The organism is Streptococcus mitis (assembly GCF_003944325.1).
Lineage (GTDB): Bacteria > Bacillota > Bacilli > Lactobacillales > Streptococcaceae > Streptococcus > Streptococcus mitis_CW.
The window spans coordinates 1-15,408 of the sequence record NZ_RJPX01000001.1 but is presented as its reverse complement, the minus strand read 5'-3'; the positions used below and the strand labels follow the sequence as shown (position 1 = coordinate 15,408).

Sequence of the window (15,408 nt, the reverse complement as noted above, 5' to 3'; positions counted from 1 at the left end):
GTGCGAGCCTCTTTTTTGTTTATCTATATCCTCACCTGTCTGTCTTCTGACCGCTGGCCTGTGACAAACATGGTAAAGGTTGCCTTGCAGACATTTCTGCCTTCTTGATTGGTGATATCCACATCCACTACACAGGTTGTGCGACCTTGATGGACGCATTCTCCTTTAATGGTCAACACGTCGTCGAGTTTTCCTGCTTTGAGGTAGTTGATAGAGGATTGGAGTGTCACTCCATCAAGCCCCAGAGAGATAACCACCAAACCACTAATCTGGTCACAAAGGGTAAAGAGATAGCCACCATGGGCATTGCCATAGTAGTTGAGAGACGAGTCCACTACTTTTGTCGTCACCACAACATGACCATCTCTCATTTTCTCAATTTCGTAATTCTCAAAGGCAGATATAGCGTCAAAATGAAAATCTTTCATCGTTTCCTCCTGATATTTCAAACGACACTATGATACTACTTTTTATAGGACTGTGCAAGGAGAAAGCTCCTAGTCTGGCAAAATTCCGACCTGCTCTACAAATCGCATAAAGGCTGCCTGCCCTTGTTCTGTCTGCTTGTAAACTCCTGCGTCCTCCAAAACACGCGCAAAGATAGCACCTACAGAGGCCTTGACGATTTCAAGGGCTTTTTCTTTATCAGCTAGGTCTGGATATTTGGCTTTGAGTTGGTCTGCCCATTCCTGATGATAAGAGGCAACTGTATCCCCTTCTCCCACGAGATAACTGGCGACTTGCTCTACTTCTTCTTTCAGACGTGGTGGCAAGATTGCCAAGCCCATAACCTCAATCAAGCCAATATTTTCCTTCTTGATATGTTGGACGTCCTTGTGGGGATGATAGATTCCATCAGGATGCTCTAGCGATGTCTGATTGTCTCGCAAGACCAAGTCCAACTCAAACTGTCCATCGCGTTTACGGGCAATGGATGTGATGGTGTGATGTGGTGTCCCGTCTGTCTCTGCCAAAATCTGCACTGCAGAATCTGAATACTGACGCCATTCCTGCAAAATCTTGTCAGCTAAGTTGATCAAATCTTCTTTGGAATCCGAAGTCAAACGCAACACTGACATGGGCCACTTGACAATCCCAGCCTTAACCTGCTCAAAACCAGCAAATTGAAAGGTCTTTTGCAAGGGAGCCAATTCCATAGGAAATACGTGACGGCCTCCCTGATAGTGGTCATGAGTCAGAATAGAGCCACCCACAATCGGCAGGTCGGCATTAGAGCCTGCAAAATATCCTGGAAACTGCTCTACGATAGCCAGCAGACGTTCAAAACTCTGACGACTAATGGCCATGGGACGATGCTGGCCATCTAAGAAAATACAGTGCTCATTAAAGTAAGCATAGGGCGAATACTGGAATCCCCACTCCTGACCAGCCATTTCAAAACGGATAATACGGTGGTTGCTGCGAGCTGGGTGGTTAACTCGACCATGGTAGCCCTCATTCTCTAGACAAAGCTGACACTGGGGATAATTGCTAGCTTGCACCAACTTGGCTGCCGCAATCTCTTTGGGATCCTTTTCAGGCTTAGAGAGGTTGATGGTAATTTCAAGTTCACCGTAATCAGATGGAACACGATAAGCGATATTTTTAGCAATGGCCTTGAGTTTGATGTAGTCATTTTTCTGACTGAGTTGGTAAAAATCCTCTATCGCTTGCTCAGGAGAGTGAGCATAGGTTTCCCAGAAGTCACGATTGACCTGACTCGGACAAGGAGTCACCAAGTCCATCAGTTCAGCACCAAGGATTTCACGTGCAGTCTGACTATCCTCAATCATCTCTAATCGAACGGCTTCCTCAACCAGCTGGTCCTTGAGGTCAATCACTTTATCCAGATCCGTCTCAACTTCCAAAACACCGTCTCCCACTCGTGCCAAGACATGATTGGTCAGGTAGATTCGATCCATTTCCTCATATGAACTTTCAGAAATGACATGTGTTACAAATTTATCTACTAAGGTCACTATAGAGCCTCCTTTTGACTAGTCAAGGACGCGAGTGCCACCTGCAACTTCAGCGATATAGAAACTTGGAGCGTATCCAACTACTTCCTCGTAGTGTTTGCCTACAGCTTCCTTAAAGGCATCAACAGCATCTTTTTGCACCAAGGCAATGGCACATCCGCCAAAACCTGCCCCTGTCATACGAGCACCGAGAACTCCTTCTTGTGCCCAAGCTGTGTGAACAAGAGTATCCAATTCCAAGCCAGTTACTTCATAGTCATGTTCTAGAGAAACGTGAGAAGCATTCATCAAACGACCAAACGTTTCCAAATCTCCTGCTTGGAGGGCTACTTGAGCTTTAAGGGTACGTTGATTTTCAAGCACTGCATGACGAGCACGTTTCAAACGATTTTCATCTTTAATCAGATAGCTATATTGGTCAAAGGCCCACTCGTCCAATTCACCCAAGGTCTGAATATCTAAGGCAACTTGCAACTCTTCCACTGCTTTTTCACACTCAGCACGACGTTCATTGTATTTAGAGTCCGCCAATTCACGGCGCTTGTTAGTGTTCATGATAACAACGACATTGTCCTTCAAATCAAGTGGCACCAAGTCGTATTCTAAGGTGTTGGTATCTAGGTAAATAGCACGTTGGTCTGCACCCATACCGATGGCAAACTGATCCATGATACCAGAGTTTACTCCGATAAAGTTGTTTTCTGTTTGTTTACCGATTTTAACCAAATCCAAACGGTCTAGTTTTAAATCAAATAGATACTCTGCCACGACTCCTGTCAAGAGTTCCAAGGATGCAGAAGAAGACAAGCCAGCACCATTTGGGATATTCCCATAAACATAAAAATCAAACCCTTTGTCAATCACATGCCCAGCTTCTTGCAAGAAATGAAGAACCCCTTTTGGATAGTTGGTCCAGTTGTGCTCTTTTTCAAACTTGAGATCCGCTAAAGGCACTTCGATAATGCCCTTGTCCTCAAAGTTAGCTGAGTAGAAACGTAAAACTTGGTCGTCACGCTTACGAGCTGCACCGTAAGTTCCCAAGGAAATAGCAGCAGGAAAAACGTGCCCACCGTTGTAGTCTGTGTGTTCACCAATCAAATTGATACGACCTGGTGAAAAGAAAGTTTGGTCTGCTTCTTGACCAAAAACAGCAAGAAAGTCTTTACGAAGAGCTTCAGCAGTAAGATGTTGTGTCATATGATTTCTCCTTTTTCTGTCCGTTAAGTCACCTTAACGTGTAATCGTTTTCTTCTATTGTATCCAAGGTATTTCCCAAGGTCAATCCTTTTTACTAAATTTTTACTAAACTATCAGTAAAAAGCAGAAAAATATGATATACTAACCTAAAAGGAGGAGGATTTATGGCTACCTTAAAAGACATTGCACAGCTAGCCTCTGTCTCTATCGCGACCGTATCCCGTGTCCTCAACCGCGACCAGAGCCTATCTGTTACAGAAGAAACCAGACACCGTATTTTAACCGTTGCTGAAGAGCTGGGCTACACCAAGCACCTCAAGACAGGCGAGTCCCACAAGCCCAAGCAAAAGATTGCCATTATCCAATGGGTCAGCGAACAAGGGGAGCTGGACGACCTCTACTACTACCAGATTCGCCTAGGCATAGAAAAAAGAGCCCAAGAGTTGGACTACGATATCTTGCGCTATTTTAATGACCATCCTTTTACCCTAAGCGAGGAAGTGATTGGGATTCTCTGCATCGGAAAGTTTAGTCGAGCTCAGATTTCTGCCTTTGAAGAATACCAAAAGCCTCTTGTATTTCTAGACAGCGATACACTTTCCCTGGGACACACCTGCATTATCACGGACTTTTACACTGCCATGAAACAGGTTGTCGATTATTTCCTCAGTCAAGGGATGGAACGTATCGGGATTCTAACAGGGCTTGAGGAAACAACCGACCAAGAAGAAATCATTGAGGATAAGCGACTGGAAAATTTTAGGAACTACAGTCAAACAAAAGGGATCTATCATGATGAACTGGTCTTTCAAGGAAGCTTTACTGCCCAGTCTGGCTATGACTTGATGAAGGAGGCTATTCAGAGTTTGGAAGACCAACTGCCACCAGCATTTTTTGCAGCTAGCGATAGTTTAGCTATCGGTGCCCTCCGTGCCCTCCAAGAAGCTGGAATCAGCCTACCAGACCGCGTCAGCCTCATTTCCTTTAATGACACTAGCCTGACCAAGCAGGTTTATCCTCCTCTCTCTAGCATCACCGTCTATACCGAAGAAATGGGCCGAGCAGGTATGGATATTCTTAACAAAGAAGTACTCCACGGTCGCAAAATACCTAGCCTGACCATGTTGGGAACCAGACTGACTCTGAGAGAAAGTACGAGGAATGATTAAGATATTAGAATCTAGGCAAAAACTAAATTTCAAGATAAAATGAAGTAAATGTCCCCACAATCATGACCATCCGTCTAACGGGTGGTTTGTCCCAGGACTATGAGTCCAAATTACCAGCCAGCGCCTAAAGACGCTGACTTTCACTTTGTTCAACTCTTGACTCATCACTTGACTCTCAAAGAGGCTTTAGTATTACTTATGTACATAGTCTGGCATTAAGTGACCCTCGATAATTTCAACTCCTTTATAACTACACAAGCGATGAAATATTTCGCCTAAACTACTTCGATATTGATTATAAATGACTTTTCGTCTATACTTAGGGGTGAACACAATGTGATATTTACACATCCACTTTGTGTGTGATAAACTATGTGCCTTTTGTGCCATATTTTTCTCCTTTCGCTTTACAATTGGCTTGAACACCTTTATTGTATCGCGTTCGGAGTTTTTTTGGTATAACCTTCGACGCGCACCCGCATAGCGGGTGGTTTTTTTGTCTCGCACCTAACGGAGCGAGACGGACTGAAAGTCACATAATTAAAAAAAGTATAACAAATACTTTTTGATAAAATGATCACAGAAAAAAGAACCCTATTGGACTCTTAAAAACTAAAGAAAAAGAAAACTCACTATACATTTAGAATTTATTTTAAGTAATTTAAAAATATTTCAGATACAATTCTTAATCACTTCACATAATTTTTGAGTTTTAACTCTTTAATTTTTAAATTTTTATCGTATTCAAACAAGAATTTTTCAACATCAACAACTGAAATCTCTTTATCATTCTCAATAGAAATTAAAATATCGTATGAACCATTATCAAGTTGTTCCTTCAATTCTACATTAGACTTTCTAAAATCAAATACGCCTAGTTTTGAATAAATTCTACCAGGCAAAGTAATATCATTAGTTTCTATAAGTATCTTTACTTGATAGATTACATGATTTCTTATATTACTATGTGTCACCAATTGTACCAGAACAACAATTAAACTACAAAAAATTCCAAATATCCAAAAATTAGCACCAATAGCCATACCTATTCCAGCAGTTGCCCAAATACCCGCTGCCGTTGTTATGCCACTAATTTTCTTGTCGCGAGTAAAAATAATACCACCACCAATGAAACTAATGCCACTAACAATTTGAGCTGCAACCCTAGATGTATCATAAGCAGGTGTATCTAAAAAAGCTTCTTTAGATAAAATCATCATTAACGCTGAAGTTAAAGCAACAATTACATGTGTTTTAACACCAGCTTGTTTATTACGAGCTTTTCTCTCATATCCTATTGCCAAACCACACGCACATGCAATTAAAACTGAAAGGATATGCCTTAACTCAACAATACTATTAAATGAATGGTTAAATACTGTATTCATTAATTCACCTCATTCTAAAATGACATCGGTGTCATCATTTATATTTTACTACTTTTCTAATAGTATATCAAATAAAAAAATCGGCTTTTTTTAACCGATTAAAAACTTTGTCTTCTTACAATTTGGGACGATATTTCAACAGATTCAATATCCTCACCATTAATAATTGATAAAACACCTTCAATCAATTTTTTAGCCAACATGATATAATCAGGAGAAATTGTAGATAAAGCCGGAGTATAATATTGAGAAATTGGAATATTGTCAAATCCGATTATTGAAATATCATCAGGAATAGTAATTTCCTTCTCATAGCAAGCACGAATCAATCCCTGTACTTTCTCATCCCCAGATACAAAAACCAAATCAGGATAATTTTGATTAGATAGATGTCTTGTAGCATATGAATAAACCGAATCTATTGTAGTTAGACCATATACAACTTTCAAATCCATTTCATAGTTTTTATCATTTAAAAAAGCACGAACCCCCCTCTCTCGATCCATATTAACAAGGGATTCTCCTCCCATAAGTAACCACATACTATTAATGTTTTCTTTTGATACTAATTTCATCATGTCATAAGTGGCCTGAAAATTGTTGTTAGAAACATACACAACTTTAGGTGTTCTAGATTCTCCAAAAACTATGAATGGAATTTTATTCTTTTGTAAGTAATTAATCCGAATATCTTCTTTACTTTCATAAAATACTATTACACCATCTATCAAGCTTCCTGTACTCGAAATTATTGAATTACTAATTGTATCTTCTTCACTAAAATATTCAACAATAGCGTTAACACCATACTCTTTACAAGTTTGTAAAACTTTATCTAATAAAGTTTGGAACCAAATTAAAGGAAAAGAGTCGATTTTTTTTACAGAAATCAATATATTTATAGCTTCTTTTTTAGTTAAATTTCTTGCATACGCATTTGGAATATACGACAATTCCTCTATAACTTTTTGGATCGCTTGATAAGTTTCTTCTTTAACATTTACTCCACCATTAATAACTCGTGAAACTGTTTTTGGAGAAAAACCTGATAAACGTGCAATATCATAAATAGTTACCTTTTTCCCATTTATATTTTTCATTTNAGTCCTCCATTACAAACATTCTAATATTACTATACAATATTTAATTTTTTTTAACAAGAGAATTTAGTAAATTATTTAAGATCAACAAATTCACAAAATTAATTTTACAAATATTCTTCCTCTTCAAAAAAGTTTAAATTGCATTTCACACCTTTATTTTTAAGAATGTTTCCAACTTCACGACAAATAAATTCATATGAGAAAAAACTACCATAAAATTGTAGATTAACTTTTTCAGTAAAATTTGTAGGATTTATAAAAACATATAATAATCTGTCAATGTAACATTCTAACATAGAGTAAATTTTTTCTTTAAAAATAACATTTGTTATCAACTCATCAGGAGGTAGATGAAAGGCAAACACCATTTCACAAATATCATAAAAAGAAATAAATTTGTATACTTGTATCAAATAATTACTATCAAAGTATTCTATTTTACCTAAATCAAAATTGATTTTATAAACTTTCATAAAAACCTCTGAGTAAAAATCTACTCAAAATTTAGATGATAAAAACATTTAAAAAAACAAAAGGACAAGAACATCTGTCCCTTTGTTTAATAAATTTCAGCTAATTTCTTCGACATAAATAACACCTACAATATTAGCAATTTCTTCCATCAGACGAAGATGTTCAAATCTTCCTGATAGTTCGAGAGTAATAAATGATGCTATTTTTTTTTCTGGAACATCAAAATATTCAATTCTTTCTGAATTAACATCTCCAAATGCAGTTCTAGAATCAGTCATTCTAATACCATTCTCAGCACAGTATACTAGCACCCTATTATATGCTTCTGTGGATCTAACAACGATATACAATTCGATTATCTTTGAACGACTTTGAAGATATTTTTTTAAAGGTTGGAACATAGATATAACACTCCAAACAGACATTGCTACTAGTACGGCTCCTTCATAAAAACCAACACCTATAGCTAGACCGATTCCAGCTGAAGCCCATATTCCGGCTGCAGTTGTTAAACCAGTTATTTTCTTTTTATCTGTAATAAGTATTGTTCCAGCCCCAAGAAAACCAACACCTGATATAACCTGCGCACCTAAGCGTGTAGGATCTCCTGTACCAAATTTATAAGATACATACTCATTAGTCATCATAATTAAACATGCAGCCATGCAGACAATACTATGTGTGCGAATACCTGCTGGTTGAGATTTACTTCCTCTCTCTAAACCAATTACCCCACCAATAACTAATGAAAGTACAATTCTTAATATAATTTCGATATATGATAGTCCTAAGCTTGTTGCATTCATTATTATTTCCTTTTTCTACTAGCTGGTCTCTGCGTAAAGTATAATACGGAACCAGAAATTATCATTAACACAATAGTATAAACGAATACAAGTGCTTGAGCATTTGAAGTAGCTGTTTCATCACCAGCTGAACGAATAGTTATACCCAGTGGTTGAGCTAATGGATGGTAAAGAAATACAGATAAGTCGAAGTCAGTTAATAAAGAGTTAAAGTTTAATGCAATAACAGAAAGAACAACCGGTAGAATAAATGGAATGATAACCTTCATCATAGTATAGAAAGGTGAAGCACCCATACTTCTTGCTGCATCTTCCATCTCATCATCTACACTAAATAATATAGCACGTACCATTCTATAAGAAAATGGGATTTTTACAACTATATATGCAATAAGTAGAATTACTAAACTACCTACCAAAATCTGATTCAAAACAAGAAATTGAGGCTGATTAAAAGTAAATAATAAACTTACCGCTAAAAGTGTACTTGGTAGTAACCAAGGAAGTAGAGCACCGTATTCAAATAAGAAATCAAAACGAGCTTTATGTTTTCGAACAACACGAGCAAATACAACTGCAAGAATTGTTGCTGTTGTAGCAGCAATAATAGAGTAAATAAAGCTGACCAAGAATGGAGAGAATGCCGCACTATTACTAAAGAATAGGCGATAATTTTCTAAAGTAAAGTTTGATAATGTTAAGTTACCTGTTTGAATTGCAACTGGATCTGTAAATGAGTATAATACTATAAAAATTAGTGGAAGCATGAAAACTGTGAACAATCCATATGCTACAATGTGAGCAATGATATTCCAAGGCTTAGATGCAATTTTTTGTTTTTTAAGAGGCGCTTTAGTCTTAGAGATAGAAATATAATTTCCACCTTTTTCTATCTTATTCATGATAGTAAGCAAAATTGTAGTTGCAATACCTAAAATAATTGCAAGTAAGGCAGCTAAATCACGAGAATTCCCCATCCCTGCAAATGTAATAATCATTGGATTTATAGTTTGAAATCCTTTACCACCAACAATCATGGGTGCTGCTACTGCAGACAAACCACTAAGAAAAACCATAATAGTAAGTGCAAATAGAGTTGGAATTAAGGTTGGTAACACTACTTTTCGGAAAACAGTAAATGGTTTTGCTCCCATATTTCGTGCAGCCTCAATAGTGTGATAGTCAACGCTTCGAATTGTATTTGTTAAAAACAATGTATGATTAGCAGTTCCTGAAAATGTCATAATGAATAAGACTGCACCATACCCAATAAACCAGTTAGGGTCTAAAGAAGGGATAACATTTTGTAAAAATTTTGTTATCAATCCATAAGGACCATAGACAAATTTATATCCAGTCGCTAAAACCACTCCTCCATAAATTAAAGAGGTCATATAGCCTAATTTTAAAATTTTAGCACCTTTAATATCAAAGTACTCTGTAAATAGAACACAAAGAATACCGACGACATTAACTGTAATAATGAGTGAAAATGCCAACTTAAAACTGTTCATAATACTCTGAAGTGCCCTCTCAGATTTTAGAACACGATGTACAGCTTCAAGGGAAAATTCTCCTCCTTTTACAAATACATTCACTACTAGATCAAAGTTTGGATAAATAATAAATGTTACTAGGAACCAGATTAACCCTAAACGAATAAGCCAATCTTTTAAATTTAATTTATGACGCATACTGCACCTCCTTAAAATTGCAGAACGTCTGATGGTGTGATAAATAAGTCCACACTTTCTCCGACAGATCTAATAGCAGCCTGACTATCAATACTTGTTACATTAAGAATCTGACTTTCAGAAACTTTTATTGTATAGTGAATTGTAACTCCAGAAAACTCAACATCAATAATTGTCCCTTTTAGAATGAAATCTTGTTCAGTTTCACGATTGAATCGAACTTTCTCTAATCGAATGTATCCTTTTTTATCTTCTAAGAAAACGCTTGCATTTTTCAGTAATACTTCGTGGACTGTTTCATCGGTCAAAACATTAATATCGCCAATAAAATCACATACAAATTCAGTTTGAGAATTATGATAAATCTCTACAGGTGTACCGACCTGTTCGATGTATCCATTGTTAAAGACTGCAATTCTATCAGATAAAGTTAAGGCTTCCTCTTGGTCATGAGTAACGTATAAAGTAGTAATACCTAACTCTTTTTGAAGTCTTTTCAACTCTTTTCTCAAATCTACACGTAATTTTGCGTCAAGGTTCGACAATGGTTCATCTAGACAAAGAATTTTAGGTTCAAGAACCAGAGCACGAGCCAATGCTACCCTTTGTTGTTGACCCCCAGATAATTCTGATACATTACGCTGTAACTGTTGATCAGAGATCTTAATTTTTGCTGCTACTGCTGATACTTTAGCTTTAATAACATCTGGAGCTACCTTCTTAACTTTTAAACCAAATGCAATATTATCAAAAACAGTCATAGTTGGAAATAGCGCATAAGATTGAAATACAATACCAATTCCACGCTTTTCAGGTTCCAAATGAGTGACATCTGTTCCATTAACTTCAATACTTCCTGATGATGGATCTAGAAAACCTACCAATGCTCTCAAAGTAGTTGATTTACCACATCCTGAAGGCCCAAGAAATGTAAAAAATTCCCCTTCATGTATATCTAAATTCAGATTATCAATTGCAACAAAATCACCATATTTAATTTGAATATTATCAAATTTAATCATCTCACTAACTCCCTCTATTACTAAACCAAAAGCCTCTCTTTATTTCTTCCATAAATTTAGAAATAATAGAGAGACTTGGACATAAAAATTAACTCTTATTTCTTATTGTACGTATTCTAATTCAGCTTTTTCTACCCATTCATCCAAATGCTTTCCAACAGCTTCCCAGTCAATATTTTGTGGTTTCACTTGATCAACAAATTTCTTAGTATCTTCTGGTAGATCTTTGAGGGCATCTTTATTTGCAGGAATAGATCCAAAGTTCTTACTATATTCTACTTGAATTTCTGATTGACCAAACCAATCAATAAATTCTTTAGCTAACGCTTGTTTTTTACTAGTGCTTAAAACCATAGTTTGTTCAGTTACAAATGGTACACCAATCTCAGGAGTCATAACTTTGAAAACAACATTTTGTTCTTTTTGTCCAACTAAAGCACCAGAACCCCACATCATTCCATATTGTATTGGATCTTCTTTGTCTAACATCTTAACAATTGAACTTTCTCCCTTTTGAAGAGTGTATGCATTTTTCAAATATTCTTTTGCTGCTTCCCAACCTTTTTCGGAAACACCTAATTCACCTTTATCATCAAGGTATCGAACTAAGATACTTGCTAGAATTGCCCGTCCTGTTCCACCTGAGAGCCCAGAAATTGAATATTTACCTTTATACTTACTACCTAATTCAGTCCAATCTTTAGGCATTTCTTTTACATCAGGCGCCCCAATTAAAACTAATGGTTGAACAATCACAGGATTATAATAATTATCTTTATCTGATAAAGATTGATCAATTTTATCTAACCATTTAGGCTTGTACTGTACTAGTAATTTTTGATCTCTAATTTTATTTGAATCAACAGCACCAATTCCAAATACCATATCTGCAACTGCATTATTCTTCTCAGCAATAACACGGTCTGCTAATTGAGCGCCAGGGATATCAACCATTTTGATATTAAAACCAGCTTCTTTTGCTTTAGCAGTTAACCAATCACCACGACCATTTGAGACTGAGTTCGAATAGATTACTAATTCTTGACTTTTATCAGCTTTTTCTTCAGATGAAGAAGCAGTCGTAGAATTTGAACCTCCAGAGCAAGCAGCAAGTGTAGTAAGAGCAACTCCCGTTGCAAGTACAGTAGACCAAACTTTCATTTTTTTCATGATAAGTTCTCCTTTTTTATTATTTTATTTAAATTTTTCATGATATGGAACAAATTGTCTCATATCTTCAAATACAGTATAGTCAATACGGTTTACAGTAATAGTTGGAATCTTCTCTAATAAAATTTCAGTTAATTCTGCTCTGACTTTAGTAAACTCTTCTTCCTCCTCTTCGGTTAAAGGAATTCGAAGATACCCAATTGAAATATGGAATTGATATCTATCATGATTAGGGAAACGAACACCTGCTTTTTCTGAGACATAAGTACGAATTTCTTCTAATCTCTTTGCAGAAGCTTCATCTGCAGGTTCAACTAATATGTTTTGTTTTCCCATTTCAGTTACACGCATATGAATTTCTTCATCCAACAATGGAAAAATTTCAAGTTGTTTAGCAAAGTAATCATGTATTTCCTGTAAAGGTGTATCTAGAGGAAGATTACTGCTCCAAAACTCCGTTTCACGATTTTCATGGCACAACAATTCAATTACAGTCATGTGAATAGAATTCCTTGGAGTTAAAGTAAACTTATCGATAAATGGTAATTCTCTATAACGTGATTGAATAATATCAACAACTTCCATCAAATCTTGTTTAGTATAAAGATTTGCTACAACTGTATTCCCAGGGAAATGATTAAATTCCCCATTCTCTTTGAACTTAATTTTTGTTAAGTTTTTCATATAAAGACCTTCTTTTTTATATTTGACATCGGTGTCATTATGTTTACATTATACAATGAAACCGTTTCCTTTGTCAAGCGCTTTCAAAAAATTTTTTTAAAAAATTTATCTTTCATTAAATATGAATTTCATTAAAAGGTTAAGTAATTTTTCCAAAATACAGCACTCATATAGACAGTATCATCAATTATAGCCATTGGGATTTTTTGATTGCCAATTCCATGTATCTCTACACATGTCTTCAATCGATTTTGTTGTCCTCCAATTTAATTCCTTATATGCTTTGTCTGCATTTGCATAACAAGTTGCAACGTCTCCTGAACGTCTTGGAACTATTTTATAAGGAATAGGGACCTTATTAACACTTTCAAATGTATTTACAAGTTGTAATACACTAGTGCCTTCTCCCGAGCCTAGGTTATAGATATAAACATCTGTTTTTTCAGATACTTTTTCTAAAGCTTTTATATGTCCTATTGCTAAATCTACTACATGGATATAATCACGCACACCAGTACCATCAAGCGTATCATAATCATTTCCGAACACACTTAGCTCTGACAGCTTACCTACCGCTACTTGTGCAATATAAGGCATCAAGTTGTTAGGAATTCCTGAGGGATCTTCCCCAATCAAACCAGACTCATGAGCACCAATTGGATTGAAATAACGAAGCAACGCAATACTCCATTCTGAATCTGCCACATGAACATCTTTTAAAATTTGTTCAAGCATCACTTTCGTATACCCATAAGGATTTGTCGCACTTGTTTCCATCGTCTCAATTAGGGGTGACTGATTGTTAATTCCATATACAGTCGCACTTGAAGAAAAGACAATCTTTTTAACATTAAATTCTGACATCACTTCAACAAGTGCTAATGTACTCATAATATTATTTTTGTAGTACATCACAGGCTTTTGCACGGATTCTCCGACAGCTTTATAACCTGCAAAATGAATTGCAGCATCAATCGATTCTTTTTCAAATACCTTTCTCAATGCTTGTTTATCACAAACATCTAATTCGTAAAACACGGGACGTATTCCTGTAATTGCTTCAATACGGTCTAGCACCAAGATGCTAGAGTTCGAAAGGTTGTCGACAATTATGACTTCCTTTCCTAAATTTAGTAATTCTACTACGGTATGGCTACCAATATAACCAGCTCCGCCTGTTACCAATATTGCCATTTTTACTTCCTCCTAATTAATTCCAACCGATTTAACAAATCTCATAAATGCTTCATGTCCGGTTTGAGTATTCTTGTAAACACCTGCATCTTCGAGAACTCTAGCAAATACTTGCCCTACTTCATGTTGAACTACGCTATGAACCTCCTTCTCTTTAAGTCCAGGATATTTTTCTTTCAATTGAACGGTCCATTCTAAATGATAATCAGCAATTGCGTTATCTTTTCCTAAAAGATATTTCTCAACTTCTTCTAACTCTGTTTTCAAACGAGGTGGTAAAATCGCAAGTCCCATCACTTCGATTAACCCAATATTTTCCTTTTTAATATGTTGTACATCTTGATGAGGATGGAAAACACCATCTGGGTATTCTTCAGTAGTATGATTATCTCTTAGAACAATATCTAATTCATATCTTCCGTCCACTTTACGAGCAATAGGAGTCACCGTATGGTGTGGGACATCTGCAGTCATTGCAATGATGTCTACTTCTAAATCTGAATATTCTCTCCACTTGTTTAGAATTTTAGTAGCTAAATCTAACAAGCGATTTTTATTTTCACTTTGTAACCTAATTACTGACATTGGCCATTTTACAATACCAGCATTAACATCCTCAAAGTCTTTAAAACGAAATTCACTCTCAAATTTTGCTTTTTCCATTGGGAAAATATATTTCCCTCCCTGGTAGTGGTTATGACTAAGAATGGAGCCTCCTGAGATAGGAAGATCAGAATTTGAACCAGCAAAATATCCTGGCAAAATATCAACAATCTCCAATAATTGTTCAAATGTTTTAGAGGTAATAGCCATTGGTACATGTTGACTATTCAAAAATATCGCATGCTCATTAAAATATGAGTAGGGAGAATACTGGAATCCCCATACTTCGTCACCAAGTTTCAACCGAATAATTCTATGATTCGAACGTGCTGGATAATTTATTCGCCCCTGATATCCTTCATTTTCCATGCATAGTAAACATTTGGGATAATTAGTTGCTTTTACTAATTTTTCAGCAGCAATTGTTTTTGGATCTTTTTCGGGTTTTGACAAATTTATCGTAATCTCTAGCTCTCCGTATTTAGTTGATGCTCGAAACTCAATATTCTTAGCAATAGCAGAAGTTTTAATATAATCACTATCTTTACTTAATTTATAAAACTCTTCAACTGCTTCTTGAGGTGATATATCATATGAACTCCAAAAAATATCATTTAATCGACTAGGTAAAGGAACTATGAAATTCATTAACTCTGCTCCTAAACATTCCTTTTCCTCGATTAAATCTTTAATTTTACCGTTTTTTAAGGCGATTTCCACTAAGTAATCTTTTATTAGTTTCAGGTCATTTTCATCGGAAATGCAATCAGTTCCCTCCTCACCTATTAACGCTAGTACTCTATTTTTCACATATATTTTGTCAATTTCATTATACATTCCGTATTCAATTACTCTATCAACAAAATTATCAATAATTGTTTTCATATATTTTTCTTTCTAATTTATGTTCCCATATTTTCTATAC

14 protein-coding genes and 1 pseudogene are annotated in these 15,408 nt (G+C 35.9%); 1 reads left to right on the top strand and 14 read right to left on the bottom strand.

Annotation, left to right across the window (positions count from 1 at the left end; all coding sequences use genetic code 11):
- Positions 1 to 23: 23 nt before the first annotated feature.
- The 3 genes from D8787_RS00075 to D8787_RS00065 form a co-directional block, all read right to left on the bottom strand.
- Entirely contained in the window at positions 24 to 428 is a 405-nt protein-coding gene (locus D8787_RS00075; protein ID WP_000651198.1) for a PaaI family thioesterase, read from the bottom strand.
- Positions 429 to 497: 69 nt separating this feature from the next.
- Positions 498 to 1,979, bottom strand: a complete 1,482-nt coding sequence (locus D8787_RS00070; RefSeq protein ID WP_125419983.1) for a UDP-glucose--hexose-1-phosphate uridylyltransferase — start codon at positions 1,977 to 1,979, stop codon at positions 498 to 500.
- 18 nt (positions 1,980 to 1,997) lie between these two features.
- Entirely contained in the window at positions 1,998 to 3,176 is a 1,179-nt protein-coding gene (locus tag D8787_RS00065) for a galactokinase (protein ID WP_125419981.1), read from the bottom strand.
- A 164-nt stretch (positions 3,177 to 3,340) separates the two neighbouring features.
- On the opposite strand from D8787_RS00065, the gene galR reads away from it, so the two are divergent.
- Positions 3,341 to 4,345 (top strand): DNA-binding transcriptional regulator GalR, encoded by a 1,005-nt coding sequence (gene galR / locus D8787_RS00060; protein ID WP_125419979.1) that lies wholly within the window; start codon positions 3,341 to 3,343, stop codon positions 4,343 to 4,345.
- A 198-nt stretch (positions 4,346 to 4,543) separates the two neighbouring features.
- Here galR and tnpA read toward each other — a convergent pair.
- The 11 genes and pseudogenes from tnpA to galT all read right to left on the bottom strand — a co-directional run.
- Positions 4,544 to 4,735: pseudogene (gene tnpA, locus D8787_RS00055) on the bottom strand (IS200/IS605 family transposase); the annotation flags it as partial.
- A 299-nt stretch (positions 4,736 to 5,034) separates the two neighbouring features.
- Positions 5,035 to 5,733, bottom strand: coding sequence for an MgtC/SapB family protein (locus D8787_RS00050; RefSeq protein WP_125419977.1), 699 nt, complete (start codon positions 5,731 to 5,733; stop codon positions 5,035 to 5,037).
- Between the two features lie 98 nt (positions 5,734 to 5,831).
- Positions 5,832 to 6,833, bottom strand: a complete 1,002-nt coding sequence (locus D8787_RS00045) for a LacI family DNA-binding transcriptional regulator (protein WP_125419975.1) — start codon at positions 6,831 to 6,833, stop codon at positions 5,832 to 5,834.
- Positions 6,834 to 6,940: 107 nt separating this feature from the next.
- Positions 6,941 to 7,309 (bottom strand): hypothetical protein, encoded by a 369-nt coding sequence (locus D8787_RS00040; protein ID WP_125419973.1) that lies wholly within the window; start codon positions 7,307 to 7,309, stop codon positions 6,941 to 6,943.
- A 96-nt stretch (positions 7,310 to 7,405) separates the two neighbouring features.
- Positions 7,406 to 8,116, bottom strand: a complete 711-nt coding sequence (locus tag D8787_RS00035; protein WP_125419971.1) for an MgtC/SapB family protein — start codon at positions 8,114 to 8,116, stop codon at positions 7,406 to 7,408.
- A gap of 2 nt (positions 8,117 to 8,118) precedes the next feature.
- Positions 8,119 to 9,810, bottom strand: a complete 1,692-nt coding sequence (locus D8787_RS00030; protein WP_125419969.1) for an ABC transporter permease — start codon at positions 9,808 to 9,810, stop codon at positions 8,119 to 8,121.
- A gap of 11 nt (positions 9,811 to 9,821) precedes the next feature.
- Positions 9,822 to 10,832 carry an ABC transporter ATP-binding protein gene (locus D8787_RS00025; RefSeq protein ID WP_000589137.1) on the bottom strand — a complete coding sequence of 337 codons (1,011 nt, stop codon included), beginning with the start codon at positions 10,830 to 10,832 and terminating at the stop codon, positions 9,822 to 9,824.
- A 102-nt stretch (positions 10,833 to 10,934) separates the two neighbouring features.
- On the bottom strand, positions 10,935 to 12,002 hold the full coding sequence (locus tag D8787_RS00020) for an extracellular solute-binding protein (RefSeq protein WP_000738379.1): 1,068 nt from the start codon (positions 12,000 to 12,002) through the stop codon (positions 10,935 to 10,937).
- A gap of 24 nt (positions 12,003 to 12,026) precedes the next feature.
- Positions 12,027 to 12,686: a DUF1868 domain-containing protein gene (locus D8787_RS00015; protein WP_000793811.1), complete on the bottom strand. Its 660-nt coding sequence runs from the start codon at positions 12,684 to 12,686 to the stop codon at positions 12,027 to 12,029.
- Positions 12,687 to 12,869: 183 nt separating this feature from the next.
- Positions 12,870 to 13,880, bottom strand: a complete 1,011-nt coding sequence (gene galE, locus D8787_RS00010) for a UDP-glucose 4-epimerase GalE (RefSeq protein ID WP_061743800.1) — start codon at positions 13,878 to 13,880, stop codon at positions 12,870 to 12,872.
- A 12-nt stretch (positions 13,881 to 13,892) separates the two neighbouring features.
- Positions 13,893 to 15,368: a UDP-glucose--hexose-1-phosphate uridylyltransferase gene (galT, locus tag D8787_RS00005; RefSeq protein WP_125419967.1), complete on the bottom strand. Its 1,476-nt coding sequence runs from the start codon at positions 15,366 to 15,368 to the stop codon at positions 13,893 to 13,895.
- Between the last annotated feature and the right edge of the window lie 40 nt (positions 15,369 to 15,408).